The following is a 24,938-nucleotide window of genomic DNA, read 5'->3' on the forward strand; positions in this document are numbered from 1 at the left end:
AGAAAGCATCATGCCTTATTGCCTCGTCACGAAACCGATTGCGACCTTAAAGGGCGCTTGCCGTTTTCTTGGAAAAATCTTGCTTCAGCCGGTTCAGCTCGGCCAGCATTTTTTCGTGCGCCCTTACGATAGACGCATCCGTGCTGAGCTGGCCCGGCTTTTCTGCCACCCGCTGCAACGTCTTCACCGTCGATCCGAAGACATAGTTGCCCGTGAGTTGGCGGATCCGGCGGTGACGGAACGTTATGTTCTTCAGCAGGTAGGTGTTTTTCCGCACCAGCGACGCTCCGACCTCGACAAGGTTCGACGGGCCGATCGGATCAAAATCGATTTCCAGATCAAGTGCACTTGCCCAGTCATACCACTTGGCTCTGTTCCCCGGCGCGATCGGCCGGATCGCCCGCCATGGCACGCGCAGCGCGTCCGATATGATGCAGCCATGCATCGCCTCGGAGACGACTTTATGTGATGCGCTGATTTCGGTCAGAACCTTTTCCACCGACCAGCGCGGATCGATATAGTGGATGCCGGCGAGATCGCAGACCTTATCCCAGCTGCCGTACATGGCGCTTTCATAGTGCGGCATGAAGGAGACCGGATAACGCTTCTCGATGTTCTTGGCATCCCAGCAGCTGCGCGTCAGGATGCCCGAATCGCCGATGGCGTAGCTCGGATCAATGCCGAGGACTTCGGCGGTCTTCTTTCCGCGCACGAAATAGAATGTCCAGTTGCCGTCGACCTTCGGCGGGTTGGTGTAGCCGCCATAACCGGAGCCGAAGACGATCTTCTGTATGTTCGAGTCGAAATTGTCGTAAAGGATCGAGCCGATGCCGAGAAAGAGCTGACCTTCGTCATCGTCGAAGAAGCCGGGCAGCAAGCGCTCCCAAAGCCAATGGTTCAGCTCGTCGCCAAAATTCTCGTGTTTCCCCCGGTAGGCAAACATCTTCATCGTGCTTCTCCAGTCGGCAAATGCGTCACGTTCTGCGAAATCGTTTCGTCTTCGCGTGCCATGCGTCCGTAACGTGAAATGATCTTGATGTCGCTGCGGATTATCTTTGCCGGATTGCCCGCTACGAGGGAGCGCGGCGGAACACTCTTGGTCACCACCGAGCCGGAGCCGATGACGCATTCGTCGCCGATTTCGACGCCCGGCAGAATGATGCTGCGGGCGCCGATGAAGCAGCGTTTGCCGATACGCGTATGAAGATAGAGCCCGCGCGTCAGGTCGTGGGTCAGGATCGCCGCTTCAAAGGCGACATAGGTTTCCGCGCCGATATGCAATCCCTTCGGATTGGTCTTGTCGAACCGCACGCTCAGCGAAAAGCTGGCCGTCGGATCGATGTCCATTCCCCAGAACTTCGTATAATAGAGCCATTTGGCCGTCACAATTCCGTTGCGCAGCGGCCGAAATACGTTCAGTCCCCACTTCGGCTTTTTTCCTGTCTGCACCATCAAGTCCGACCCCGGCTGGAAAATTCGTCTAGCACGGAACTGTAATAGTCCTCGAGCATCCCCGTCTGACGACGTAAGTCGAAGCGCTCGGCCACCAGAAGCGGTGCCCGCGCGCTGAAGGCTGTCCACAGGGCTTGGTCGTTGAGCAGTCTTCCGACCGCTTCCGCCATTCCTGCGACATCCCGCTCCTCCACGAGATAACCAGTTTTCCCCTCTTCGATCGCTTCGCCCACGCCTCCCGAGCGAAATGCGACAACCGGAGTTCCGACGGCTTCCGCCTCGAGATTGGCGAGGCCAAAAGCTTCGGCGTGACCATTATCGAGGGTCACGCTTCCGTGGAGATAAAGCTCAGCACTGGCGAGCAGATCCCTTATCTCCGTCTGCGACAGATTTTCATGGATCGTGACGCTTGGCAAGGAACGACGCGCCAGTGCTCCGATTTCCTCCTTCAACGGACCCTGGCCGACCATGACGAATTCGACTGGAGTGCCGGCAGCCGCCACGCGGGACAGCGCATCGATCATGAAACGATGGCCCTTGTAGTCGACGAAGCGGGCAATTGAAACCACCAATCCTTTTTTTCGGGGACGGGGTTCCATTTTGAAGAGATCGAGATCGATGCCGATATGATGGCGAAAGACCCGGTCGCCGCGAAAGCCGAGCCCCAGCAGCCGGTCCCGGATGAAGTCGGAAACGGCGATATTCCAGCTGTTCCAGCCGGCCATCTCGCTCCGGCCTTTGGCGAAGAAGCGCACCTGATTGAAGCCGCCCGGCTTTTTCGGGTCGCCGCCATAGGTGGCGTCGAAACCGTGGAAGGTGGTGACGAGCGGTTTGCCCGCGGCGCGTGCCAGGGGCCCGATGACATAACCGTTCTTGCCGAAATGGGCGTGAACGAGATCGGCTTTGCCGATCACCGGAAAGAGGAAAGGCAGGCCGATCTGCGGGATTTTGAGAAGCAGTTCTCCGGCGCGTGCAATGGGGGACCGACGGATGTCATGAACCGGAACGGTGGATTTTTTAGTATGGGCGGAAGAAATTCGCGTGCCGGCAAGAATTTCAGCTTCGAATGAACGAAATGCCACCGCCTGGTTGAGAACAAACGCCTGGCTGGCAGGCAAAAATTTTTCCACGTAAATAACGGCTTTTCTCATGAATCTGTCGATGTCTCCGTTGTCTTGCGCATCACATCGCCTCTATTGCCCGTCGGATGCCATCAACCGCACTTCTCGGCGTATTGCTTTCGTCGTAAAGATTAACGCGCTTCGTGCACGCCGCATCCGGACCGGTGCCCTTCTCATCGGGCTCGCCGTATTTTTCCGACATGCCCCATACTGTCACGCCTTTCAAGTCGCCACGCTCGGCGGCCACGGTGATCACGTCACCGAAAATATCGGCGTATGACGCCGGCGAAAAGCCTTTGTCGCGGTCCAGGAAGTGGCAGGACGCATCGAGTTCGGTAATGAAAACGCCGACACCCATGTCCTTCAGCGCCGCGCAGAAACGCCCCATTCCTTCCGGGTCGATCCGGTCGAAGCCGGGACGGAAATGCGCCTGCAGCCCCACGGCGTTGATCGGCGTTTTCCGGGCGACGAGATCCTCGACGATTTTCAGGATGCGCACCCGTTTCTGTTCGAACACGTCGGATTTTTTCTCCAGATGCGTTTCATTGAGCACCAGCGTCGCACCGGGATTGGCCTGATGCGCCATGTCGAAACTCATACGAATATAATCGTCGCCAAGAAGGCGACGGAAAACACAATCCCGCAGATCCGGCGCATCATATTCCAACGGCTCGTTCACCACATCCCAAGCGTCGATCGAGTTCTTATAGCGAGTGACAACCTGTTTTATGTGACGGTTCATCGCCGCCTGAATGGTCTTCGCGTCGGTGATATCAGACACCCATTCCGGGACGCGATACCAGATCAGCGTGTGGCCATAAACCCTCATGTTGTTTTTTCGTGCAAATGCAACCATCCGGTCGGCGCTTCCGAAGCTGAAAACCCCCGGTCGCTTTTCCGTCGCATTCCACTTCAGCTCGTTTCGCGGCGTTATCGAATTGACGTTGTCGATGTAGATCTCGGAAGCGATTGGATCGCTGATGTTCTGCAGGTCGATTGCCGATCCGAATCGGAACGCCTTGCTGTCGGCAAGGGCGCGCAGCCCTTTGGCCGGAGGCACCTGCGCAAGGGCCTGGCCCGCGCGGACGTACAACAAAGCGAGCGGAACCGAGGCGAGGAAACGTCTTCTCTTCATTCTATCTCTCACTGTTGGCTTTTTTCATGTCCGCGGTGGAAATTGAATGGCCGGGCTCGCTGGCAACGATCCATCGCGGGGTTCGCGTTCAATTAAGTAGAGTAATGCAACCTCAAATATACTTTCGCCGTAGGGGATATTGTCAGTCTCTGCTAGACTTGCCGGCCTGCTCCAAGATATAAATCGTTCCGGAGGGCGCTCGTGATGGAAGATTGGTTTAGCTATCTGATGAGCTGTTTTCATATGGCATTGCAAAATGCCGTTTTTTTTATGGCGGCTGTTCGAAACGATCCATCCTTTCTCGATGATTGGCAGTTCGCAGCTCTTGTTCTCGGCGTCATCGGCATCATTGTTCTCCTGGTTGCCGCGCTCGTCAGAATGTCGCGACGGTTGCAGCGATCGGAGATCGTCATTCGCTCGCTGAACGACGACCTTGCGCAAGTCACGCAGGATCTCAATGTCGAGCGTGTCTGGCGCCTGGCGGGCGGGGACGGCACCGATCGGCCGAGTGCGGACAGTCTGAAAGAGCTTTACAAGATTTTGGCCAGACATCACGACGATGCAAGTTACATGGTGTGATCCGTCGGCGTGTGGTGCGCGGCCGGAAACCGAGAGCAATTCCAGGAAAAGTGCGAAGCGGTTTTCCCAGGCTAAGCGCGCTTTTGCCGGGAATTGCGTAAAAACAAAAGGATAGAGCGGTTCTGCGCTTCCGTTAAAAGCTGAACCGCACTAACGCCGATGTTGCGGGCTTTCCGCCGGCGCCCCGGCATCGGCGGGCTTCGATACTGATTCCGGTTGTCGGCTGCCGGTCTCGGCCATGGGGTCCGGCGATGGTAGCCATATTCTGCCGGAGAAATAATTTCTCGTTCTTTTCTGCGGTCCCGAGGTCGCATCCAGCGACAGCGTGAAATTATACCGCCCGGCGTTGAGCACCTCACGGGTGAAAGTGATGTTGGCTCCGAAGCCGTCTTCCTTGATGTCCCTGAGATTCTTGATCGCATTCAGCGTCTCGTGAAAATCGAGCCATTGCGGTTGCTGCAACATGGTCTCGAAAATTCGCAGAATGCCGGGATCGAGCTGGCCATTCTGATCCGTCTCGGGATTGATGATTTTCACCCGCATATTGTTGATCGTGCCGGCGGCGTCGCCGCGAACGATGACGAAGACGGAGTTCGGAAGCTGATCCTTCTCCCGCTTGCCGCTATGCTCGAAAAAGCATTCGAACGTGTCGGCATTAAAGCTCGCCGCCGCCCAATCGCTGGTTTGAATGCCGGCAGTGCGCAGCGCCGCGCACATTGCCGGCCCGGATATCCGCCATGTCCGCAGAAAAGTCGACGCGGTCTGTGCCATCGGTGGCTCGATGAGATGCACAGGCAGCGTAAAGATGGCCGGCGGCGTCGGGCGGGGAAGGGCTCTGGGGGGTGGCGTTTTGATTTCAGGGGGAAAGAGATCGAAGCCAAAATAATGGCCGACCGTCTTCAAGTGTTTCATATCGTTGGAAAGAAGCACCGTCCCCATGACCAGCGAGAGGGAGATCGTCAGCAGCAGCCAGAAGACCACGGGAATCTTCGGTTTTCCCACCGGCTGTTTGGCATTTGCGGACGATGAATTCTCGGGCAAGCTTGTCTTCTCCGGTACGAGAAGGGTTTCGATCGGCTGTCTAAATCCAGCAGTATACATTTATCCGTTAAATATCTTTGGCTTCGTGTCGGCAATTGGGCGCCTTTGTGCTTCACAATCCGGAAGGGAGACCGATTTCGGCGGAGGCGCTGCAACGCCATCTCCATCGGGAATTGCTCAGGCAGCACAGGACTATCGCAGCGGCAGATAGCGAACGATGTCGCTATTGCTGCTATGAGTCAGTCACCGTTATTTTGTATCTTTGTATAGTCTGGAGATGTTGTCTTTATTATCTGCTATAAACCGGAGAAAATATCGCTGATTGTTCGGTTGATTTGTGATTTCGCATCAGTTTTTATTAACAAGATATTCTATTGTTAAAATTTATCGTGTTAAAGTTTAATTTTTTATTTTAAAGCCGTAGGTTATATTTTGGCTCTCCTTGCAATTTGGCGGATTTCATCAAATTTTCGACGTATTTTTTGATAGGGTTTGCCGCGCAATCGCCGGGGGGAGGGAGATGTCCGTCGAGCTAGACGCAACCACCTATGTTCACGCCAAACCGACAACCGCGCACTCCTACATCTTGCCCGCGGTGCTCGATGTGCTGGAGAACCATTTCGACGGTTGCGCGGAACGCGACGTCTTTGATTTGGGATGTGGCACCGGCGGAGCGGCCGCGGCTCTTGCGGAGAGGGGTTATTATGTCGTCGGCGTCGATCCTTCCAGCGATGGTATCGCCAAGGCCAATATCAATTATCCCGAACTGCGGCTGAATGTCGGCTCGGCCTATGACGACCTTTCCAGCGAATATGGCACGTTCAATGCGGTCATCAGCATTGAGGTGGTCGAACATGTCTACGATCCCAGGGCATTCACCTCGACGGTATATGATCTCGTCAAGCCTGGCGGTGTCGCCGTGATGTCGACGCCCTATCACGGTTATCTGAAGAACCTTGCGCTGGCCGCGTTGGGGAAAATGGATGATCACTTCATGCCGTTGAAGGATCATGGGCATATCAAGTTCTGGTCGAAGAACACGCTAAGCACGCTGCTGCTCGAAGCCGGCTTCGACAATGTGCGTTTTGAATATGTCGGACGGATTCCCGTTTTGGCCAAGTCGATGATCGCCGTCGCTCAAAAGTCTCTTTAGAGACGGTGTCGGAGCAGCACTGGTTTCGACAGCGGCCCGGCGGGCGAGAGAATGCGGTTGCGCATCCGCTCCAAGGGCATCGGCTGCAATAATCCACAGGTTGTTTTTCCTCTGTGCAGTGCTGAAAAAAATCCTTAAGAAATATTTACTTTTAGTTGCATTCTTGCTTAAACTCTCCATTATACGGCTGGGCATGCTGATAAAGTGGGAGACTTATTCACATGAAGGCTAAATCCCCGAATTCGATCGACGTCTATGTCGGTAATCGTGTGAGAGTTCGGCGAAAGACGCTCGGGATGACCCAGCACGGCCTGGCCGAACTTCTGGGCATTACCTTCCAGCAGATCCAGAAATACGAAAAAGGAACGAACCGAATAGGCGCCAGCCGTCTGCAGCGCATATCCGAGATTCTGCGCGTGCCCATCGGCTTTTTCTTCGAGAACGGCGGTGTCGGACCTATCGAAGGCGAGACCAGCGAATTGAACAGGTTTTTGTCTTCGAAGGAAGGGCTGGCGCTCAATAAGGCATTCATCGCCATCGAGGATCCGAATATCAGGCAAAAACTGGTGGCCTTGGCTAAAAGTCTGGCGGTCGCGGGATTGTCGGATATCGACGGTGAGTTGCAGGATCCGGTTGTACACGGCTGAGGATGGGGCGTGCTTCATCTGCAAGCATTCGGCGATCTATGGTTGATCGAGGCGAATGGTGGGGTGATGAAAGATAAGGCGCTGGACCAACGCATCGCGCGGTCGTTGCACCATGATCGGCGATGGAAGACGGGCGCTCTTTCATCGGCAACGCGCCGAAAGCGTTAGGACGGTGGTTGTCGTCGAGACGTGGCTCGCCATCGTTCCCTGTAAGGAAATTGGAAAAAAGACTTTAACGGCACGGCCTATCGAAGGCCGGTTTGGACAGCAGGGGCATTGCTTGGCGGGAACTGTCATTATTCCAGGGATATCCAGTAAGGCGGGCGTCGTCACCGTTTCGGCGCAGGAGCAGCTTCCGGTCACGTCGACGGCTGAGCCGGCATTCTGACCCACCGCGCTCGATATTCCGACAGGATCATGTCGCCGGGGGAAACTCTTTTCCGCGTCGAACCCTTTCTGACGCGGTTCGGCATTACCAGGGTGGCGCGACATACCGGATTGGACGACATCGGAATCCCTGTCTGGTGCGCCTATGCCCCAAATTCGCGGTCGATCGTGATTGCGCAGGGAAAGGGCCTGACCGATCTGGACGCTAAGATCTCCACGGTCATGGAAGCCCTCGAACGGGCGGTTGCCGGCGAGCCCGTCGTCAAGCGCGTCCACGGTTCCTCTTCTCACCTGCAGGCGATGGGCTGCGAGGTCGACAGGTTGAGCTGCCTGACTGCTGTCCACAAACCCGATCTCGGGCCTAATGACGAGACGGAATGGGTTGCCGGCGTCAATATCCTCAGCGGCGACGAGATCCACATTCCCTTCGAAGCGGTGGTGCTCGACCGGACGCGTGACGCGCGATACTGGATGTCGTCGGATGGCCTGGCTTCGGGCAATAATGTCGAGGAGGCAATCTTTCATGGCGTCCTGGAGCGTATCGAGCGTGACGCGCATGTGCTGTGGCAGGTGGGCGGGGAAGCCGATCTTTATGCCGGCTGCGTCGATCCCCGCGGCTTTGAGGACAGCGCGCTTACCGGGCTGATCGACAAGATCGAAAGATCGGGATTGGCGCTCAAGCTGTTCGATATCACCAGCGACATCGGCATCCCCTGTTTCACCGCCATGCTCGGTCCCGGGGAGACTGTCCTGCGGGCCAGGGATCTCAACGGTGACAAGGACATCCGCCTCGTCGAGGTGACCGGTGGCAGCGGGGCGCATCCGTTTCCCGTGCGTGCGGCCATTCGGGCGGTGACGGAAGCCGTGCAATCCCGGCTGACCTATATCAGCGGCGCCAGGGACGATATTTCGCCTGCAACTTTCTCAAGAACCCTCCCGCCGCTGATGCGGCGCGCCTTCGATGCGGTTGCCGCACCGCCTGCTGCCGATCCTTGCGGCGACGGCGCGGCAGGATATCGGCGACAGGATCTGGCGGACCTGCTGCAGCATGTGCTCGACGCTCTGCGCAACAAAGGGATCGCTTCGGTCATCGCAGTGCGCCTCAGCGAGGAGACGCTTCCCTTCAGCGTCGTCAAGGTCATTATCCCTGAGCTCGAAAATCCGGAGGGGGAGCGCGCCCGGCGATTTGGAGCAAGAGCGCTGGCCAAGGGGATGGGGTTTTGAAGGTCATTTTCGCAGGCCCCAGTCTTCCCGATGCGGCGTCGCTGGCCGGCGAAGCGATACGCGTCCTGCCGCCTGCCATGCAAGGCGATGTCCTGGCTCAGCTGGAACAAGGCGCCAATGTCATCGGCTTGATCGACGGTGGTTTCGAATATGCCGCACCGGTCTGGCATAAGGAAATTCTCCATGCGCTCTCGCTTGGCGTCGCCGTTTTCGGGGCAGCCAGCATGGGCGCCTTGCGGGCGGCCGAATGTCATCCGTTCGGGATGGTCGGGATCGGTCGCATTTTCGAGGACTATCGCACCGGTCGACTGATCGACGATGCCGCCGTCGCGCTCATGCACGCGCCGGCGGCACTCGGCAGCAAGCCGCTGACGATACCGCTCGTCAATGTCAGCGCCACCCTCGATGCGATGGAGGATCGCGGACTGCTGGCAGAGGGGTTGCGCCGGGAGCTCGAAGATGCGGCAAGCGCGATGTTTTTCAAGAAGCGGACGTGGCGGGCGATCGTCGAGCAATGCCCTGACATAGAAGAGCCGGCCCGTTCGCAACTGCTGGCAGCACTCGTCTCGAATTCCGTCGATCAAAAACGCATCGATGCGCTGGAATTGCTGAAGGCCGTGCAGGAGGCCCGCGACATCCGCTCCAACGCCGATCTGCCTTGGAAACTGCATGAAACCTCGTTCCGGACGCGACCTACGCTTTGAATCAACGACGGCAATGTCACCGGGAGTTGTGTCACGCTTTTTTCACGGGCTCGATCTCGTCTGCGCGCGTATCATTTCCTCATTGATGGGGAGAAATGGGCATGGGCGTGCCATTGGTTGCCAAGATAAATGCAGACCGCGGGGCGGAAGACGGTCTGGACGAACTCATCGCGCTGGCGCGGATGATCGCCTATGCGCGACATGTCGCTCAAGATGTCAAACTGGAGTTCGCGACGAATTGCCTCGATCTGGCGCTCGAGGCCGTGAAGCAAGAGGTGGGGGAGGGTTTGACCAGAGAACTGGGCGAATTGAGTTCTCCGGTGCCGCAAGTGAGTGTGAGAAGTCATTAGTACGGCGCGTCCGAGCGGACGCGACGAGAACACTCCGGCGGCCTCAAACCCGCGCATAGCCCCGAAAATCAGCTTCGATTTTCGGGGCTGTTGCGTGCGCTTATGCGGACCGGGCAGTTAGTCAAGCCGAGGCCGCTTGTTTTCATCGCCTGAAGTAACGGGCAGAAACGGAAGCCCCGTGTGTGCCCATGCTTCGGCGCTTCATTCTCGGATTGGCGCGATTTTTAGGTTAAGCAAGTCCGGCTCAGTGCCGACTGCTGGGCGCCTGTCAGAAGCAGTTCGACATTCCACTCATGGACGGTTTCGAAGCGAGCGGTAAACGGTCTCGCGGACGTTGCCGCCGGGCAGGGAAGCGTCGGCGATTTTGCGTTTCGCATAGCTTCTGGATGATCGGCCGATCGATGGCCGATCGCTGATCTCAGTGGGTCAAATTGCGCTTCTGGGCCAGCAGTAAAATGTAGTCGTCGGCAATGTCTGCGATGGCCATTGCGACTTCTGCCGGATCGCATCCCTCGACCTTGGTATTTGCAATGAACTGATAGACCGCCTTCTCGATCTGCTTCCGGCAGATCATCACGCGCTCATCATAACCAAATTCCGGAATCTGCGATGCTAGATCACTCATCAGATCGGCTCCCTCACTACTTACAGTGACCATGACACAAATTATAAGTTGAGCAAGCAAATGCTTTATGAAGGGTTAATTCGCTGAAGGAGTGCGACCATTTCGACACAGGTAGGCGCCTGGGACATGCCTTCAGGCGTGTTGAAACGGAACTGTGCCAGCTTGCCGCGCATACCGGTTGTTTCGTATCGGGAGGCTCGCGAAAGAAGGCGGCGCATGCCTGCGCCTCGGGCTTTTCAGTCGGAGGGTGCAAGACCGGATACCGGGTTGAAACGGCAGACCGGATGCAGCCGGTTGAAGCGGTTGGCCGAGGTCGCAGCGAGTAGGGAATCCGGAGATCTATCAATATATTACGGCTGGAACATTTCCTCCGCCGGCGGCGCGCTGTTGAATTGCATGCAGGCTTCTTGATGCATGAACATCCGGGGATCGCTGGGTCATTGGTTGAGACGACCTCACCAATGAGGCGGGTGGCTGAGAAGCCAAGGCGGCAATGGTTCCGTGTAGATTTTCTGCTCCCGCCCGGAAGGTAAATCCGATGGTTGTCGGAATGACTGTATAGAATAACACGCGGCCCATATGCAGGTATATTGATTAAAAATTTATCAAAAGGTAAATTAATGAAATTCAGACAATGGTTGTATTTAAATATCAATTATAACATGACTGCAATTTTCTGACTATTAATCGCGAAATGCATTTTTCCCGAAGAAAGCGGTGATAGTTGCGAATATCTACCGGATAATAATATCGAGTTCATGACGATTTCTTGTTTTCCGCAATTTCATTGCGGATCCACCTGCATTCAGGGAACAGTTGAATTGGTGGTCGAGATATCGAGCCGGAAGAACCGGCGCTGCAATCCTCATTTGCCGAGGACGTCGGCTTTTTCGTCAAGCCAATCCGGCAATCGCATTTGCGGCAATCTGTTATAAACAAGGTTGAGGACCCGCCGGGGTGGTGACGGGTCCTCCGGTAGGAATGCTTGCACAGTGCGCAGGTATGCTTATAGTAAAAAATAGGATTGTCACAGATCATTATTGGGTGGTTATTTCTTGTTGTGAGCCAACCTGCTTTTCTACTGATTGATATTCTATTCCAATAGAGCTTTTTGTCATCAAAAATATCCAGGCCTTTACTGCATCACTAAGATTGCCGAGTGCAACACGCTGCGCCACGGTATAGCCGGCAGGCATCAAGCCTCCTGCGATGAGACCGCCGTCGAACATTCGCCACACCGATCGATCTCCGACAAGCGTCGCAACAATGCTTTCGATCTAAACCGGGACCAACCGCCTACCAATGGGAGAAGCGGGTCCTACGAACAGCTGCTGGCTAGAAATACCTTTGTCGAATAACCAACACTCCAGTTATTGACACTCAAGCCTGCGTCTTGGTGTATCTTATTTGCGATGGTGGAGACTTCGGAGTTGAGAGCTTGAAGAAATCGGCAGGAAGTGACGTAACTGTTGCTGTTGTAATCCCGGCCTATAACGCGGAACGAACTCTGGCTGAAACAATCAGCAGCGTTCGCAATCAAACACATCATGCGCTCGATATCATCGTCGTGGACGACGGTTCTAAGGACCACACCCTGGCTATTGCGCAAGCAATCGCTAAAATAGATCCGCGCGTGCGAGTATTAAAGCAAAGAAATTCCGGCGTCGCTGCTGCTCGAAATGCGGGTTGGCGCTCGACCCCTGCCGACCTGGTGGCATTCCTAGATGCTGATGACCTTTGGTCACCTGATAAAATTGAGCGACAATTGGCGGCATTGGAGACAGGCGGCCCACAAGTCGGGCTGGTCTATACCTGGTATGCGATGATTGACCACAAGAATTGCATCATTTACCGAAGCAATGAGATTTCCGTCGAGGGAGATGTGCTCGACGAAGTACTTGCCAAAAACTTCATTGGAAATGGAAGCTCGCCACTCGTACGGCGGAATGTCCTCGACGCGACGGGAGGATTTGACTCCTCACTCCAACAGCGCGACGCGCAGGGATGTGAAGATCTCCTCTTCTACTGCCTGGCCGCTGAACTCTCGCATTTTGTAGTGGTGCCGGATCATCTTGTCGGCTATCGCCAAACCCCCGACAACATGTCAGCCAACCTGACGCGAATGCTTCGGTCCTGGATTCTGGTCGCGGATGAAATGCTAAAGAGACACCCGGAAAAGGGTTTTGCAATCCGGGCCGGCCTACGCGGCTGTGGCCGGTGGCTCGCCCAGAGGGCGGTTGAACAAGGCCGATACCGCGCGCTCATCGGACTTGTGGCTACCATGTCGCGACATGACATGCCAATTGCCGCCAAGATGCTTGCGGTCGATGCGAGATCAAAGGCAATGACGAGCCTCAAAAGAAGGGCCCGATCATGGCTGAAGCAGGAACCTTATTTCTCTCCAAATCCCAATCATCGCTTTGCTCTAGGAACAAAGTACGATGCGGGTTGGACGGTGGAAACCCCCATTCTTGTCTCAGCCAAATAGCAGATTTGCGAACTCTGACTGGGTGATCCCGCGAAAAACCTCCTGTCTTTTCAATGCGAGCGTATCGGCATCCGCCCGCACCGTGCCACCGACGCAGCTTAAGCCGATCCGGTAACCACACTGTTCGGCTATGTCCCGGATAGCGGGGTCGAAGTCGCCGTACGGATATGCGACCGCCAGCACTTCTCGACCAAGGCATTTTTCAAGCATAGCTTTGGAGCCAGCAAGCTCTCGCAATAGGCTCTCCGGTGCCAGGGCAGATAAACGCACGTGCCGGACACCGTGGGCGCCCAGCGTCACGTCGCTGTTCGCGACTGCCGCAAGTTCCTCCCAAGTTAGCAGTGGAGCCGGCGATCCATAGGCCGAATCCCATATTGCAGAGCCGCCGACCCTATCGGTTGGGACAAAGAGTGAGGATGGGAAGCCGTATCGATGGAGCAGTGGGAGGGCATGAGTCATGAAATCGCGTGTAGCGTCGTCGAAGGTCAGAACTAATGTCTTTTCGGGCGGTTTGGCACCTTCATCGAAACAGGCAAGCAGCCGATCCAAAGTCATCCCGCGCCATCCGGCGTCGCGCAGGAAGGCCAGTTGCATTTCGAAAGCCTCCGGAGACTGGCGGTATCGAGCAAGCTGTTCAGCGCCGTCGTCCGAAACCTGATGATACATCAAGATCGGGACATCGTTCCAGTCGGCGGCCGCTTCCACAACTTGCCCCCCTCTCCAACGTACTTGACCGGCGACCTGAAGAGGCAAAGGCTGCGCGGTGTTTACTTCCACGCGTGTCGGCTCAAGGAAGCCCCCGTGCTCCACCTTCTCGAACCTTTGGATTCTATAGAGCGGACTCTTGGCTTCGACCGAGAGAGCTAAATCCGGATGCCGGTCAAACATCTCACCTATGCCGACCGCACCGAATTCATGCGGCCACCCAAATCCTGTCTCATGCGGCATATCAATCAGGAGGTTGGCGTGGGCAGTAACGAACCAACCACCGGTGCGAAGACTGCCGGCAATCTTATCGACTATCTGCTGGAGTTTTTCTCTGTTCTCGAAATAGTACAGAACTTCACTGCAGACGATGAGATCGTAAGGCCCTTCTAGCTCGTCGCTCAAAAGATCCAACTGCCGATAGGCTACCGCGGAATCGTGGTCCTGAAGCGAGGCCGCGCGAGCGACTGCCGACGCCGAAATGTCGGTCGCCAGCAGGTTGTCGACGCGGGAGGCCAACATCCGTGTAAAGGTTCCTTCCGCGCAGGCCAGCTCAAGGCCGTTTGAAAAGCGCCGATCGTCCAACAACGCGAGTGTTTGAAGATATTTCACAGTCTCATAGTTGTTTTGGTAGTCCCAAGGGTCGACCTGGGAAAACAGCTCCTCCCAGTACGCCTCCGTATCGTATCTCGGCACCTCATCGCCCACTGGGCCGGTTTTTTTCGACGGCGTCTCCTTGGACATCCGCGTTGCGGCTGCAACCGCCCGCAGGCTTTCCTCTTCAACGATTCGATCGAATTCGGCGCGCCCGGCATGCGCCGTACCTGATATCGGGTCGACAGGTCTTGGTGTCGGCTCCTCCTTGCTCCACCAACCCGTTCCTGTCTTAGCTTCGGCCCAATATGATATTTTCGCCATGAGCTTCAGCACCTGTTGAGCTACTCCGCTGTAGCTTGGCGCTGCCGTGCTGGCGGAGGCGGCGCGCCCGTCATCCTGATCAGGAAGATTGACGAGGCCATCTTCTGCCAAAACCGCTGTTGGGTGATCGTCGAACTCCGGGCCGAACACCGTCCTGAGTCGACTTCGTATGGCATCCGCTTCGATTGCTCCGAAGACCACAAACTCCAGTTGCCCCAGCAGCGTCGAACCTCGCCAGATGCAACAGCGCAACCGCTCAATGCCGGGCAGGATAAGGTCGACGATAGGTCGATCCAAATCAATTGGCTGTATCCTTGTTGTTCCGATCGTGGCGGGCACGTTGGTCGGCAGCTGGTCAGCGACCTTTCGCTCCAGTGAACGAACCAACAGGGAACCAAAAGCTTCTTGGGGACCATGCCGATTAAGCCAAGCCTCCAGCTCCGGAAGCTTGCCCTGGATCTTCGACCAGAGTCCGGGCCAAATCGGCTCGTCGGGGAAGGCGCCGACCACAATCCCGTCCATGATTATTGCGCTGAGCGCGTAGGCATCGGCGTCAGGTGGGATAGGCTCTGCCACCCGGTCAAGCAGTTCGCCAGGATTGTCGCCCTGACCTATTGAGGCGCCGACAAGCCAGATTGCGAGATACCAGCACGCCGTTCCCAACGCAGCTTTTGTTATTCCCTGGGCGAGCGCCGGCACCGGATGGGCGATGCGCGGATCGGAATGGTGGCCGCGCCGGATCACCTTAAGACCAAAATCGAGATGCCTAACCCTGTTTGACGACAGCGAACCGGCCTCTACGCTAACGTCAGCCATCAGGCCTTCGACCGGCGCAAATTCGGCGCCAGTTCGAGCCAGGCGCTGCCACAGGTCCCAGTCCTCGCACATTGTCATCTCTGGATCGAAGCCGCCGAGTTCTGCTAGCCGGGACCGGCGAAGCAAGGCGGCGTGGATCGCGAAGGGGCAATAGCGCGCTGTTTCAGCAAACGGATTGTCCATTTTCACTGCGGGGTGAGACTGCCACCAGGGAGCACCATCTTTCAGGCGGCGCCAACCGCAATGCAGAATGTCGGCCTGTGGCAAAGTTCGTGTGTGATTCAGCATGATTTCGAGATGGAAGGGTGCCAGCGCGTCGTCTGAGTCGAGAAAGACGACCCAATCGCCTTTCGCCTGTGCCAGGCCCGCATTGCGAGCAGCTGACACGCCGCTCTGCTCCTGCCGCAGCACATGGAAGCGCGTATCCCGAGCCGCGAAACGGTCCGCGATCTCAGCGGTCTGATCGGTTGAACCGTCATCAATGATGAAGCATTCCCAGTCAGCATGAGTTTGCGCTATCAGGCTCTCCAACGTCGAGGAAAGTGTTGTTTCCGCTCCATGCGCCGGTGTAATAATGGAAACCATCGGCATAATTATTGCTTCCTGCGACAGAGATCACGCTACCGTGTCGAGTATGATGATCTTTACTACTTTGGGGCAAGGTGTATTTAACCGGTGGCAAAAGTGAGCCGAAATGCCTGAACATCGCAAGGATCATGCGCTTGATCGCGCGAAGCGACGGGACCAATATTGGCGTCGTGATCAGTGGAAGCCCTTGATCCACATCTGTCTGCAATGGAACGATTTGCTGTTAGAGCTTCTGGCACGCGATCTGAAGACGAGATATCAACGGTCTGCAATTGGACTCGGCTGGTCCTTGATGCGGCCGTTGAGCCAACTGCTGGTTTTTTCGCTGATCTTTCGTCACGTCCTGCCCCTGGATATTCCCCATTATACCACTTTCGTCTTTTCCGGCGTGTTGGCCTGGGGTTGGCTCAGCACTGCGGTACCCGCAGCGACGACTTCCATAACCGGCAGTAGCGAACTGGTGCGCCGGCCGGGCTTTCCGATCGGGATACTTCCTGTTGTCACAGTCATCACACAGGCAGTGCACTTTCTGCTCGCTCTGCCACTCCTCTTCATCATCTCGTTTATCGAGACCGGGGGCCTGACTTTAAGCATACTGGCACTTCCACTCGTTTTCCTTGCGCAGGCGCTGTTCATGATAGGTCTGTCCTATCTTGTTGCGATTGCGCATGTCCACTTCCGGGATACTCAACATTTGGTAGGCGTCGTTTTGATGCTGGGTTTCTACCTGACGCCCGTGTTCTACAGCCCGCTTAAGGCGAGTGAGCCGATGGCGTTAATTCACACCTGGAACCCGATGGCCTGGATTCTCGAGGGCTACCGCGGCATTTTCGTCGAACACGTGTGGCCTCCCGCTGCGATCTATTGGAAAACTGCGCTGGTTTCCTTGCCGATGCTATTTGCCGGCATTTGGCTCGTCGAGCGTGGCAGCGCACGCCTGGTGGACGAGGTATGAGACGAGGCGCCATCACCGTCCACGATGTCGGCAAGCGCTACCGTGCGCAAGGGGGGGCGCGCTCCACCACCTTGAAGGGTTATCTTTTGTCCGGGCGGTCTGCGGTGCAGTCGAAAAGCTTTTGGGGCCTGCGCCACATCAGCTTTGCGGTTGCGCCAGGGCAAGCTGTCGGCGTGGTAGGGCTAAACGGCGCCGGGAAGTCCACTTTGCTGCGTCTGATCGGCGGCGTTGGTCGTCCCGACGAAGGGCAGATCAAGGTGATGGGTCGAATTGGCGCCTTGCTCGACATCGGGGCGGGCCTGACCGACGATTTGACGGGGCGCGAGAACATCTTCCTGCTGGGTGTCATCGCGGGAATGCGGCGAACCGAGGTTGCCGAGCGGTTTGACGAGATTGTCGCCTTCGCCGAGCTGGAGGCGGCCGTTGAGAACCCGGTTCGCAGTTACAGCACCGGGATGCGCATGCGCCTGGCATTCGCCGTGGCAGTCCATGTGCGCCCGGACGTCTTGCTGATCGATGAGGCCCTCGCCGTAGGCGACCAAGCCTTCCAGCAGAAGTGCATTGCAAGAGTGAAGGAGATACTGAACGACGGCGCCACGATCTTCTTCGTGTCACACGACGTCTCGCAGGTAAGAGAAATCTGCGATCACGTGCTGTTCCTGAGAGCCGGCCGCGTCGTGGGCTACGGACCGATCGACGAAATGCTGCCGCTTTATACCTCGGCTGTCGAGGCGAAGGTCGCCAGCGTCCAGCATGAACCGTTCGCCGTTACAAACCTGCCCGTCGAACTGGTGCCGCAGGTCAGCCGGTTCGGCAATGGCGAACTGCAGATCACAGCCGTAGCATTGCTGAACGAGCAAGGCGCGCCGACAAGTACCATCGCTGCGGGCGAGCGGCTGTCGATTTCACTGACCTATGTTGGCGCCACCAGAGATCGCAACGCCGTTATCGTCATCGGCGTCTATGCGGCGGACGATACGTGCTGCTTCGAGACCGACAGCAAGTTGGCCGAATTCGCCCCTTTCGTCGACTCGGACACGGTGCGCATCGAAACAACACTCAATCGCATCGACCTGGCGCCAGGCGACTATCGCGTTACGGTGGGCCTTTTTTCGGCAGACTGGCAGCAGGTTTACGACTATCACGCCGAAGTCTATCCTCTCGCCGTGACCGGGCCCGGCCCAAGAAAGGGTATGCTGAATCCCCCGACACAGTGGCAGCAGGTACAGTCGCGCCCCACCGCGACCTCGCCGGACCACGGCTCATTGGGTCAGCACAGCTTGGATCCGAGCTCCTGATGCGCCTTGCGGTTCGAGACATCGACATTCTTGACCTTCCGCCAGATTTTGAGCCGACCGATGACTATCAGGGTGCACTTGTGCTGATCCGGGTCGCCGGTCGTCCGTGCGGCCAAGCTGTGATCGCCTTCGACACCGATGGCGGCAAGACACCAATTAAGGACCGGATTCTGTCTGCGGCCGGTTCATCGGTGTTCGAGGCTTGGTTGAGGCATCGGCTGGCCCTCCCTGACCCGTCGCCCGCTCCAAGTCAGCTGCCGAAAGCTTCCGTCGTGATCTGCACGCGCGATCGTACCGAAGATCTGGAGCGCTGCCTCACCGGGCTTTTGGCTATGCCCGATAGGACCGATATTCTCGTCGTCGACAATGCCCCATCGAGCGAAGCCACGCGAGATTTGGTCGGCCGCTTCGACACTGTGAGATATCTGCGCGAACCGCGTCCTGGTCTTGACGTCGCTCGCAACACTGCCCTTCGCAACGTAGAGGCAGACGTCGTCGCCTTCATCGACGACGATGCGGTCCCCGACCCGCTATGGCTTAGAACTTTGCTTCGCAATTTCGAGGACCCCCTGGTGCTGGCCGTAACCGGCCTCACTATGGCGGCAGAGCTGGAAACGGACTCGCAGATCGCCTTTCAACATTTTGGCGGTTTTTGCCGTGGTTTCAGGCGTCAGATCTATGACGCCCACAACCTGGACCCATTCACCGGATGGCATGCGGGTGCCGGTGTCAATATGGCATTGCGCCGAACCATCGTTGACGCGGTAGGGTGGTTCGACGAGGCCCTCGACGCTGGAACGCTAAGCCTGGCTGGTGGCGACACAGACATGTTCCGGCGTGTACTCGAAGCCGGGTATCGGATCATCTACGATCCCGAGGCTCTGAACTGGCACCGCCATCGTCGCTCAAGCAAGGAACTGCAGCAGCAGATGTATGGTTACGAGGCTGCATCGTTCGCCATCTTGACGAAGGCCCTCCTGTTCGAGGGAAACCCGCGTGCGCTCCCTCGCATGGTTCGTTCCTACATCAGGCTTCTTCGGCGCGTGTTTCAACCTCGACAGACACACCAGTTCAGCCTGCCTTACAACGACGCCTTAACCCAGTTCAGAGGGGCTGCGAGCGGCCCGCTTCGTTATGTCAGAGCGCGGGCGCGAGCAGGGAAGGCAGGGCATAATGGCGGTTGACGTCAGCGTTATCATACCAACGCACAATCGTGCCGTCATGCTGAGGTCGCTGCTGGGCAAGCTCGACGCTCAGCGAGATGGAACCCCAGCATTCGAAGTCCTGGTTGTGGCGGACGGGTGTGAGGACGACACGTCGACAATGCTCGCGTCGCTTCGTACCCGCGTTCCGCTTCGTACCCTGTCGTTGCCGGGCGTCGGTCCGGCACTTGCCCGCAATGCGGGGGCGCAGGTCGCGAGCGGCCGTTTATTGATCTTCCTGGATGACGACATCGAGCCCGGGGAAAACTTCGTTTGGGCGCACGTCGTTGAACATCAGCGTCAACCCGGGGGCGTGGTATTGGGGCCTTACCCGCCACTTCCGCACATTGCAAAGGACCGCTTCCGCCTCAACGCGCGCGCATGGTGGACGAGGCACTTCGAGCGCGTCTCCCGCCCTGGACATCGGTTCGCTTTTACCGATGTGCTGACAGGAAATCTTTCGCTGGATGCGGAACTGTTTCACGCAATGGGCGGGCTCGATCCGCAATTCGCCCGTGCACGAGAAGACTTCGAATTTGGTCTACGCCTGATCAAAAAGGGAGTTCCAATTCGTTTTGCTCCTGACGCATTAGGCTATCATCTTGAGCATCAGACGTCGACACTCACTGGAAAGATGGTGCGCAGGCATCAAGAGGGACGCTCCGATGCCTTGATGGCTCGCAAGCACCCGGACATACAGCGGCTGCTCGAAATCCATCGGTTTGCCGGAAGAAAGCGGCGGAAGAGACGTCTGCAAATGACCATCGCTACCCGCGCCGGGTCTGTCCTTGACCCCCTCGTCAAGGCTGGCCCCCGGGTCCTCCAAATGTTGGAAAAGGCTGGCCTTCGCAGGCTCTACGAGAAGCTGGAGCGACAGCTCAATGGATATCATTATCTTCGCGGTGCCGCCGAAGTCTTGGGTGTGGATTGGCGGCTTCCGACGGATCCGGCAGCGTCTGCCGACGACATCGAGGTGCTCGAGATCAATCTGGAGCAAGGCCTTGAGGGAGCCGAAGCTATGCTGGCGGAACGCCGACCGCTCGCTGCTCGTATCGTGAATGGGAGGGTACTCGTCGGCGACATGGGTCACCAGATCGGCGCCGAACCGTGGGATGCACGGCATCTCCGTCCGTGGCTGAACCGCCGGGCAATACACGGATATCTTCCTGTGGCGCTTGCCGAATGGCTGGGTCAGCCGACCAACGTCCCCACGCCTTTGTCCGACTTCACATTGAACATCCTCAATAATCCCAGTTTCCGCGTGCATACAATCGAACAGCACCTCCAGTGGACGCAGGCGAAATTGCCTTCAGCACTCTATGACAATACCGGTAAATCGTAGCGACCGGCACTGCTGCAGCCGAGCGCCAGGTTCAGACGTCCGACCGCGCCCATGCTGATGGGCCGGCCTTGGGGGCGTCCGGCTGTCGTGGAGCAGCAGGCCGCGATGGTTATTCCGCCGCGCCCGCCGTCATTTTCTGCCTGAACCAGTCGAGCGTCATCGCCACGCCCTGTTCGTAGGAGATCTTGCACGACCATTCGGGCATGACATAATGCGCATTGGTCAGGTCCGGCCGCCGGTTCGTCGGGTCCTGCGGTGGTGACGGCTCGAAGACGATCGGCACGCCGCCGGCGAGCGTGGAAACATATTGCGCGACCTCGAGAACCGAAATCTCACGATCATTGCCGATATTCAGAGGTCCCTTATAGTCGGTTTCGTTGATCCAGAAATAGCGGGCGAAGCCATCGACGATATCGTCGACATAGCCCCAGCTGCGGGACTGAAGACCATCGCCGAACACGGTGATCGGCCGGCCGGACAGCGCCTGGGTGAGGAAGTTGGAGACCGCGCGGCCGTCGTCGGCCCGGGTCCGGGGCCCATAAATATTGAAGGGGCGGATGACCTTGACGTTGAGCCCGCGGGTGCGCTGCATCTCGAACAGCAGCGACTCCGTGCACCGCTTGCTCTCGTCATAGGACGAGCGCGGCCCGGTACAGTCGACCTGGCCCTTATAGGATTCCGGCTGCGGCGACACCAAGGGGTCGCCGTAGACTTCGGAGGAGGAGGTGAAGCCGAAACGCCCGCCCTTCTTCAACAGCTCCAGCAGCCGGAATGCTCCGAGAAGATTGGCCGAAATCGTCCTCTGCGGCTCCTTCATATACCAGGGCGGCGAGGCCGGGGACGCAAGATGGTAGATTTCGTCGAATTTGTCGGAACTCCGCAACGTCTCGACATCCGACTTCACGAAGTGAAAGCGGGGGTCCCTGATATGGGAGATATTTTCGAAAAGTCCGGTCCAAAGATTGTCAACAACGACCAGCTTTTCGATGTCAGTTCTAAGCAAAAGCCTGTCACATAAATGCGATCCGATGAACCCAGCTCCGCCAGATACCAATACGCTTCTCATTACATTCGCCTCGTGACTTGGGGAAGAGGTGGCCGCTGTATTAGCATCACCTGTTACATGTGGCAATTACCTAGAAAAACTCCAGGAAATACTCTACCATTACTGTTAATTATTGATTCCTTTACTTGGGGTGGCATCCTCTGTTCGGCGTCGAGAGACATTGCGGGTGCAGAACATGGGCTGCCTCTCCGATGTCTGCGGCCCTTTCGCTGCTATGAATTGTGCCCAATTACGCCCACAGCACGTCCGTCAAACTCAAACGAGTTTGTATCATGCGGTCGCTGGCTGGCGCATCGGGCCAAAGTCCGACCCGATATCAGGAAAAGCACGACCGTCGTTGCAAGCTGAATGGCATCCTTTGTGCGTCTTGAAAGCCGGCTTCTGCCGGGTCCCACAGAAGCCTATTGCGCTCCGTCGGCCGAGAGTGCGGTCAAGATTTGATCGGCTGCGGCGACACGATTCTCGTTAGGATAGTTTTTATTGACCGGGATGACGATGCCGAGAGGCTCTTTGGCAATGAAGGCGACGTAGCGTCGAAGCCGTTCGTCGAGCCGGATCAGCCATTTTCGCAAGAGTTTATTCGTCGGCAGAGGGAAACTGGAGTAGAATTCCGGCGGCCGGAGGAGTGTTCGCGTCGACCGAGGGATCCGCTAAGCGTGGCTTTTGTCACCTCGCTGGAGAGCGTGACCATGGGAGAGGATCATGCCGAGCGGCGGCTAGTTGCAATTCTCGCCGTCGATATCGTCGGTTATTCAAGACTCATCGAGGATAACGAGGCCGGTACGCTGGCCGCGATGAGGACATTGCGCTCCGAAGTCTTCGAGCCACTGCTGGCGGAATATCACGGGCGCACCGTGAAGCTCATGGGCGATGGCGCGATCGTGGAATTTGGCTCCGTCGTCGATGCCGTCCTGTGTGCCGTTGCCGCGCAAAAGCAGGTTGCGGCCCGGCAGGCGGATATCCCGCCCCAGCACCGGCTGCTCTTTCGCATGGGCGTCAATCTGGGCGACGTCGTCGTCGACGGCGATGATCTGCTGGGCGATGGGGTCAACGTCGCTGCGCGCCTCGAGCAGATCTGTGAGTCCGGCGGGCTGTTTGTCTCCGGCACCGCTTTCGATCACCTGCAGGGCAAGGTGGAACTGCCGCTGGAATTTATCGGCGAGCAGCATGTCAAAAATATCGCGCGCCCGGTCCGCACCTATCGCGTGCTGCTTGATGGAAACGCGCCGAGCTGGCAGTTCAAAATCCGGCGCCTTCGCAGCTGGGCCCCGCTGGCGGCGATGGCTCTGCTTATGGTGGCCGCCTTCGGCGCAATATGGCTCGGCTCATGGAAGACCAGTGCGGAAACCGCATCGCTCGCGCGCATGGCGCTTCCCCTGCCTGACAAGCCGTCCATTGCCGTCCTGCCGTTCGACAACCTCAGTTCCGATCCGGAACAGGCCTACTTCGCCGATGGCATGACGGAAGACCTGATCACCGACCTTTCGAAGCTCTCCAGCATCTTTGTGATCGCCCGAAACTCCACCTTCGCCTACAAGGGCAAGCCGACCAAAGTTCAGCAGGTGGCCGAGGAACTCGGCGTCCGTTATATCCTGGAAGGCAGCGTGCGCCGCCAGGGCGACCAGGTCCGGATCAACGCACAGCTGATAGACGCGCTCGGCGGCCATCATCTCTGGGCTGAACGCTATGACGGCGCGATGAGCGACATTTTTACGCTGCAGGACAAGGTCATCGGCGAGATCGTGTCTGCGCTCACCGTCGAGTTCACGATGGCGGAGAAATCCCAGTCCGAGCAGGCGGAGACGAAGAGCCCGCAGGCTTACGACGCCGTGCTGCAAGGCTGGGATCACCTGCGCCACGACAGCGAGGATGAAACCCTCAAGGCAATTCCGTTTTTCGAAAGGGCGATCGCGCTCGACCCCGATTACAGCCGCGCGCATGCGGCGCTCGCTTCGGCGAATTGGAGAATTGCCGTTTCCAATTGGGAGGCCGCCAATGTCGGCTTCGAGAGGGCGATGGAAAGCGTGGATCGGCACCTGGCGCTTGCGGTTCGAAAGCCCAATCCGCTTGCCTATGCGATCTCCGCCGAGGTGCTGGCACGGCAGGGCCGGTATGCTGACGCCTTTGTCAAAATCAGCCGCGCGATGGAACTCGATTCCAATGATCCCGAAAATCACCTCAGCAAAGCCCGGATTTTGAACGCAACGGGCCATGCTCCGGAGGCCGAACGCGAAGTGCAGCAGGCGATGCGTGTCGACCCGCAATATCCGCCGAGCTATCTCAGGGTTCTTGCGATTTCACAGTTCCACCAGGAGAAATATGCGGAGGCGGTGAAGACCCTCGAACTGCTGGTGATCCGGCAATCGGACGTCAGTGAAGACTACGCCACGCTGGTGTCGAGCTTCGGCCACCTCGGGCGGACGGACGGCGTTCAGGAAAACATCGAAAAATACAACGCGCTCGCGGTTCCCGCCGGCTACTCGCCGCTGACGGTGCAGGAATTGGGCTGGTACTGGTACGGCGACATTTTCAACTACGATACGGCCTATCGCGAGCGCCTGAAGGAGGGCTTGCGTAAAGCCGGCGTGCCGGAGGGAGCGGGCACCGATATTTCCTATGACGAATACGCTCGCCTGATCGGCAAGAACAACGGGGAATACAATATCAAGGGCGCCACCGAGATAGACGCCCCGACGGCCAAGCGGCTGCACGACCGCGGCGTCAAGCTCGTCGATGTGCGCACCGCTTTGAGCTTTGGTCGCGGGCATGCGCCGGGAGCCATCAACCTTTCGGTCGTGGAGGTTTTGGCAAAAGACACGCTGTCGAAGGCGGTCAGCCGGGAGGAGGAGGTGATCTTCTCCTGCCACGGCAAATATTGCGGCGATTCCGCCTATGCATCGGCCAAAGCCTTGGTCTGGGGGTTTAAGAATGTCTACCACTTTGCCGGTGGCTTTCCCGCGTGGGAGGATGCTCACTACCCTATAGAGACCGCTCCGGGACAATAGCCAAAATGGCTGCCCCTCGGTCTCGTCCCGTCCTTCGGCCCCCTGTAAACGGGGCGAGGGAACGTGCCCTGCGAGGGTGAGGTGAGAAAGGGGACGTCGCGGCTTGGTCCCTTCGCCCCACAAGCGGGGGTCCGAAG

21 protein-coding genes and 2 pseudogenes are annotated in these 24,938 nt (G+C 57.5%); 12 read left to right on the forward strand and 11 right to left on the reverse strand.

Going from position 1 to position 24,938, the window contains the following annotated elements; translation table 11 throughout:
• Window positions 1–46 precede the first annotated feature (46 nt).
• The 4 genes from pssM to CO667_RS23650 are packed head-to-tail and all read right to left on the reverse strand — an operon-like array spanning window position 47 to window position 3,708.
• Entirely contained in the window at window positions 47–949 is a 903-nt protein-coding gene (gene pssM / locus CO667_RS23635; RefSeq protein ID WP_097620733.1) for an exopolysaccharide glucosyl ketal-pyruvate-transferase, read from the reverse strand.
• On the reverse strand, window positions 946–1,452 hold the full coding sequence (locus CO667_RS23640) for an acyltransferase (protein WP_097620734.1): 507 nt from the start codon (window positions 1,450–1,452) through the stop codon (window positions 946–948). The genes pssM and CO667_RS23640 overlap by 4 nt, the downstream gene beginning before the upstream one ends.
• A complete protein-coding gene (locus CO667_RS23645; RefSeq protein ID WP_097620735.1) occupies window positions 1,452–2,603 on the reverse strand; it encodes a glycosyltransferase in 1,152 nt (383 codons plus the stop codon). Before CO667_RS23645 ends, CO667_RS23640 begins: the two co-directional genes overlap by 1 nt.
• A gap of 31 nt (window positions 2,604–2,634) precedes the next feature.
• Complete coding sequence (locus tag CO667_RS23650; protein ID WP_097620736.1) at window positions 2,635–3,708, reverse strand: endo-1,4-beta-xylanase; 1,074 nt, start codon at window positions 3,706–3,708, stop codon at window positions 2,635–2,637.
• Between the two features lie 204 nt (window positions 3,709–3,912).
• On the opposite strand from CO667_RS23650, the gene CO667_RS23655 reads away from it, so the two are divergent.
• The gene (locus tag CO667_RS23655; RefSeq protein WP_097620737.1) at window positions 3,913–4,287 is read left to right on the forward strand and encodes a hypothetical protein; all 375 of its coding nucleotides are present in this window, start codon (window positions 3,913–3,915) and stop codon (window positions 4,285–4,287) included.
• A 150-nt stretch (window positions 4,288–4,437) separates the two neighbouring features.
• Here CO667_RS23655 and CO667_RS23660 read toward each other — a convergent pair whose 3' ends face one another.
• Window positions 4,438–5,328, reverse strand: coding sequence for a DUF6030 family protein (locus CO667_RS23660; protein WP_097620738.1), 891 nt, complete (start codon window positions 5,326–5,328; stop codon window positions 4,438–4,440).
• 520 nt (window positions 5,329–5,848) lie between these two features.
• Between CO667_RS23660 and CO667_RS23665 the strand changes: the two genes are divergently transcribed.
• From CO667_RS23665 to CO667_RS23685, 5 genes are all read left to right on the forward strand, one after another.
• The gene (locus CO667_RS23665) at window positions 5,849–6,481 is read left to right on the forward strand and encodes a class I SAM-dependent methyltransferase (RefSeq protein ID WP_097620739.1); all 633 of its coding nucleotides are present in this window, start codon (window positions 5,849–5,851) and stop codon (window positions 6,479–6,481) included.
• A gap of 221 nt (window positions 6,482–6,702) precedes the next feature.
• Window positions 6,703–7,128, forward strand: coding sequence for a helix-turn-helix transcriptional regulator (locus CO667_RS23670; protein WP_097620740.1), 426 nt, complete (start codon window positions 6,703–6,705; stop codon window positions 7,126–7,128).
• 417 nt (window positions 7,129–7,545) lie between these two features.
• Window positions 7,546–8,739, forward strand: coding sequence for a YcaO-like family protein (locus CO667_RS23675; protein WP_097620741.1), 1,194 nt, complete (start codon window positions 7,546–7,548; stop codon window positions 8,737–8,739).
• A complete protein-coding gene (locus CO667_RS23680) occupies window positions 8,736–9,443 on the forward strand; it encodes a TfuA-like protein (protein WP_097620742.1) in 708 nt (235 codons plus the stop codon). Before CO667_RS23675 ends, CO667_RS23680 begins: the two co-directional genes overlap by 4 nt.
• A gap of 101 nt (window positions 9,444–9,544) precedes the next feature.
• Window positions 9,545–9,793, forward strand: a complete 249-nt coding sequence (locus CO667_RS23685) for a hypothetical protein (protein WP_097620743.1) — start codon at window positions 9,545–9,547, stop codon at window positions 9,791–9,793.
• 418 nt (window positions 9,794–10,211) lie between these two features.
• Here CO667_RS23685 and CO667_RS23690 read toward each other — a convergent pair whose 3' ends face one another.
• The 3 genes and pseudogenes from CO667_RS23690 to CO667_RS35960 all read right to left on the reverse strand — a co-directional run.
• Complete coding sequence (locus tag CO667_RS23690) at window positions 10,212–10,418, reverse strand: hypothetical protein (protein WP_085738057.1); 207 nt, start codon at window positions 10,416–10,418, stop codon at window positions 10,212–10,214.
• A gap of 1,037 nt (window positions 10,419–11,455) precedes the next feature.
• Window positions 11,456–11,614 carry a hypothetical protein gene (locus CO667_RS35475; RefSeq protein WP_179874211.1) on the reverse strand — a complete coding sequence of 53 codons (159 nt, stop codon included), beginning with the start codon at window positions 11,612–11,614 and terminating at the stop codon, window positions 11,456–11,458.
• A pseudogene (locus CO667_RS35960) lies at window positions 11,614–11,736 on the reverse strand (glycosyltransferase family 2 protein); the annotation flags it as partial. The gene CO667_RS35475 and the pseudogene CO667_RS35960, both read right to left, overlap by 1 nt.
• 120 nt (window positions 11,737–11,856) lie before the next feature.
• Between CO667_RS35960 and CO667_RS23700 the strand changes: the two are divergent.
• Window positions 11,857–12,906, forward strand: coding sequence for a glycosyltransferase family 2 protein (locus CO667_RS23700; protein ID WP_097620744.1), 1,050 nt, complete (start codon window positions 11,857–11,859; stop codon window positions 12,904–12,906).
• Here the strand turns inward: CO667_RS23700 and CO667_RS23705 are convergent.
• Window positions 12,895–15,936, reverse strand: coding sequence for a trifunctional glycosyltransferase/class I SAM-dependent methyltransferase/polysaccharide deacetylase (locus CO667_RS23705; protein ID WP_097620745.1), 3,042 nt, complete (start codon window positions 15,934–15,936; stop codon window positions 12,895–12,897). The two genes, CO667_RS23700 and CO667_RS23705, sit on opposite strands and share 12 nt — an antisense overlap.
• 103 nt (window positions 15,937–16,039) lie before the next feature.
• Between CO667_RS23705 and CO667_RS23710 the strand changes: the two genes are divergently transcribed.
• From CO667_RS23710 to CO667_RS23725, 4 genes are read left to right on the forward strand one after another with little or no spacing between them, the layout of a single operon-like run.
• The gene (locus CO667_RS23710) at window positions 16,040–16,888 is read left to right on the forward strand and encodes an ABC transporter permease (RefSeq protein ID WP_097620746.1); all 849 of its coding nucleotides are present in this window, start codon (window positions 16,040–16,042) and stop codon (window positions 16,886–16,888) included.
• Window positions 16,885–18,186, forward strand: coding sequence for an ABC transporter ATP-binding protein (locus tag CO667_RS23715; protein ID WP_097620747.1), 1,302 nt, complete (start codon window positions 16,885–16,887; stop codon window positions 18,184–18,186). The genes CO667_RS23710 and CO667_RS23715 overlap by 4 nt, the downstream gene beginning before the upstream one ends.
• Window positions 18,186–19,370: a glycosyltransferase gene (locus CO667_RS23720; RefSeq protein ID WP_097620748.1), complete on the forward strand. Its 1,185-nt coding sequence runs from the start codon at window positions 18,186–18,188 to the stop codon at window positions 19,368–19,370. Before CO667_RS23715 ends, CO667_RS23720 begins: the two co-directional genes overlap by 1 nt.
• Window positions 19,360–20,730 carry a glycosyltransferase gene (locus tag CO667_RS23725; protein ID WP_097620749.1) on the forward strand — a complete coding sequence of 457 codons (1,371 nt, stop codon included), beginning with the start codon at window positions 19,360–19,362 and terminating at the stop codon, window positions 20,728–20,730. The genes CO667_RS23720 and CO667_RS23725 overlap by 11 nt, the downstream gene beginning before the upstream one ends.
• 109 nt (window positions 20,731–20,839) lie before the next feature.
• On the opposite strand, the gene CO667_RS23730 is transcribed toward CO667_RS23725, so the two are convergent.
• Together CO667_RS23730 and CO667_RS23735 are read right to left on the reverse strand one after the other, a co-directional pair.
• Entirely contained in the window at window positions 20,840–21,796 is a 957-nt protein-coding gene (locus CO667_RS23730; RefSeq protein WP_097620750.1) for an NAD-dependent epimerase/dehydratase family protein, read from the reverse strand.
• Between the two features lie 401 nt (window positions 21,797–22,197).
• A pseudogene (locus CO667_RS23735) lies at window positions 22,198–22,352 on the reverse strand (class C beta-lactamase); the annotation flags it as partial.
• 133 nt (window positions 22,353–22,485) lie between these two features.
• On the opposite strand from CO667_RS23735, the gene CO667_RS23740 reads away from it, so the two are divergent.
• Complete coding sequence (locus tag CO667_RS23740) at window positions 22,486–24,801, forward strand: rhodanese-like domain-containing protein (protein WP_097620751.1); 2,316 nt, start codon at window positions 22,486–22,488, stop codon at window positions 24,799–24,801.
• Window positions 24,802–24,938: the final 137 nt, after the last annotated feature.

The organism is Rhizobium sp. L43 (assembly GCF_002531725.1).
Taxonomy (GTDB): domain Bacteria; phylum Pseudomonadota; class Alphaproteobacteria; order Rhizobiales; family Rhizobiaceae; genus Rhizobium.

Excerpts from the sequence above, each read along its gene's own strand:
- pssM (WP_097620733.1), bottom strand. The coding sequence starts at position 949 with ATGAAGATGTTTGCCTACCGGGGGAAACACGAGAATTTTGGCGACGAG.
- CO667_RS23640 (WP_097620734.1), bottom strand. The coding sequence starts at position 1,452 with ATGGTGCAGACAGGAAAAAAGCCGAAGTGGGGACTGAACGTATTTCGG.
- CO667_RS23645 (WP_097620735.1), bottom strand. The coding sequence starts at position 2,603 with ATGAGAAAAGCCGTTATTTACGTGGAAAAATTTTTGCCTGCCAGCCAG.
- CO667_RS23650 (WP_097620736.1), bottom strand. The coding sequence starts at position 3,708 with ATGAAGAGAAGACGTTTCCTCGCCTCGGTTCCGCTCGCTTTGTTGTAC.
- CO667_RS23655 (WP_097620737.1), top strand. The coding sequence starts at position 3,913 with ATGGAAGATTGGTTTAGCTATCTGATGAGCTGTTTTCATATGGCATTG.
- CO667_RS23665 (WP_097620739.1), top strand. The coding sequence starts at position 5,849 with ATGTCCGTCGAGCTAGACGCAACCACCTATGTTCACGCCAAACCGACA.
- CO667_RS23670 (WP_097620740.1), top strand. The coding sequence starts at position 6,703 with ATGAAGGCTAAATCCCCGAATTCGATCGACGTCTATGTCGGTAATCGT.
- CO667_RS23675 (WP_097620741.1), top strand. The coding sequence starts at position 7,546 with ATGTCGCCGGGGGAAACTCTTTTCCGCGTCGAACCCTTTCTGACGCGG.
- CO667_RS23685 (WP_097620743.1), top strand. The coding sequence starts at position 9,545 with ATGGGCGTGCCATTGGTTGCCAAGATAAATGCAGACCGCGGGGCGGAA.
- CO667_RS23690 (WP_085738057.1), bottom strand. The coding sequence starts at position 10,418 with ATGAGTGATCTAGCATCGCAGATTCCGGAATTTGGTTATGATGAGCGC.
- CO667_RS35475 (WP_179874211.1), bottom strand. The coding sequence starts at position 11,614 with ATGCCTGCCGGCTATACCGTGGCGCAGCGTGTTGCACTCGGCAATCTT.
- CO667_RS23705 (WP_097620745.1), bottom strand. The coding sequence starts at position 15,936 with ATGCCGATGGTTTCCATTATTACACCGGCGCATGGAGCGGAAACAACA.
- CO667_RS23710 (WP_097620746.1), top strand. The coding sequence starts at position 16,040 with ATGCCTGAACATCGCAAGGATCATGCGCTTGATCGCGCGAAGCGACGG.
- CO667_RS23715 (WP_097620747.1), top strand. The coding sequence starts at position 16,885 with ATGAGACGAGGCGCCATCACCGTCCACGATGTCGGCAAGCGCTACCGT.
- CO667_RS23720 (WP_097620748.1), top strand. The coding sequence starts at position 18,186 with ATGCGCCTTGCGGTTCGAGACATCGACATTCTTGACCTTCCGCCAGAT.
- CO667_RS23725 (WP_097620749.1), top strand. The coding sequence starts at position 19,360 with ATGGCGGTTGACGTCAGCGTTATCATACCAACGCACAATCGTGCCGTC.
- CO667_RS23730 (WP_097620750.1), bottom strand. The coding sequence starts at position 21,796 with ATGAGAAGCGTATTGGTATCTGGCGGAGCTGGGTTCATCGGATCGCAT.
- CO667_RS23740 (WP_097620751.1), top strand. The coding sequence starts at position 22,486 with ATGGGAGAGGATCATGCCGAGCGGCGGCTAGTTGCAATTCTCGCCGTC.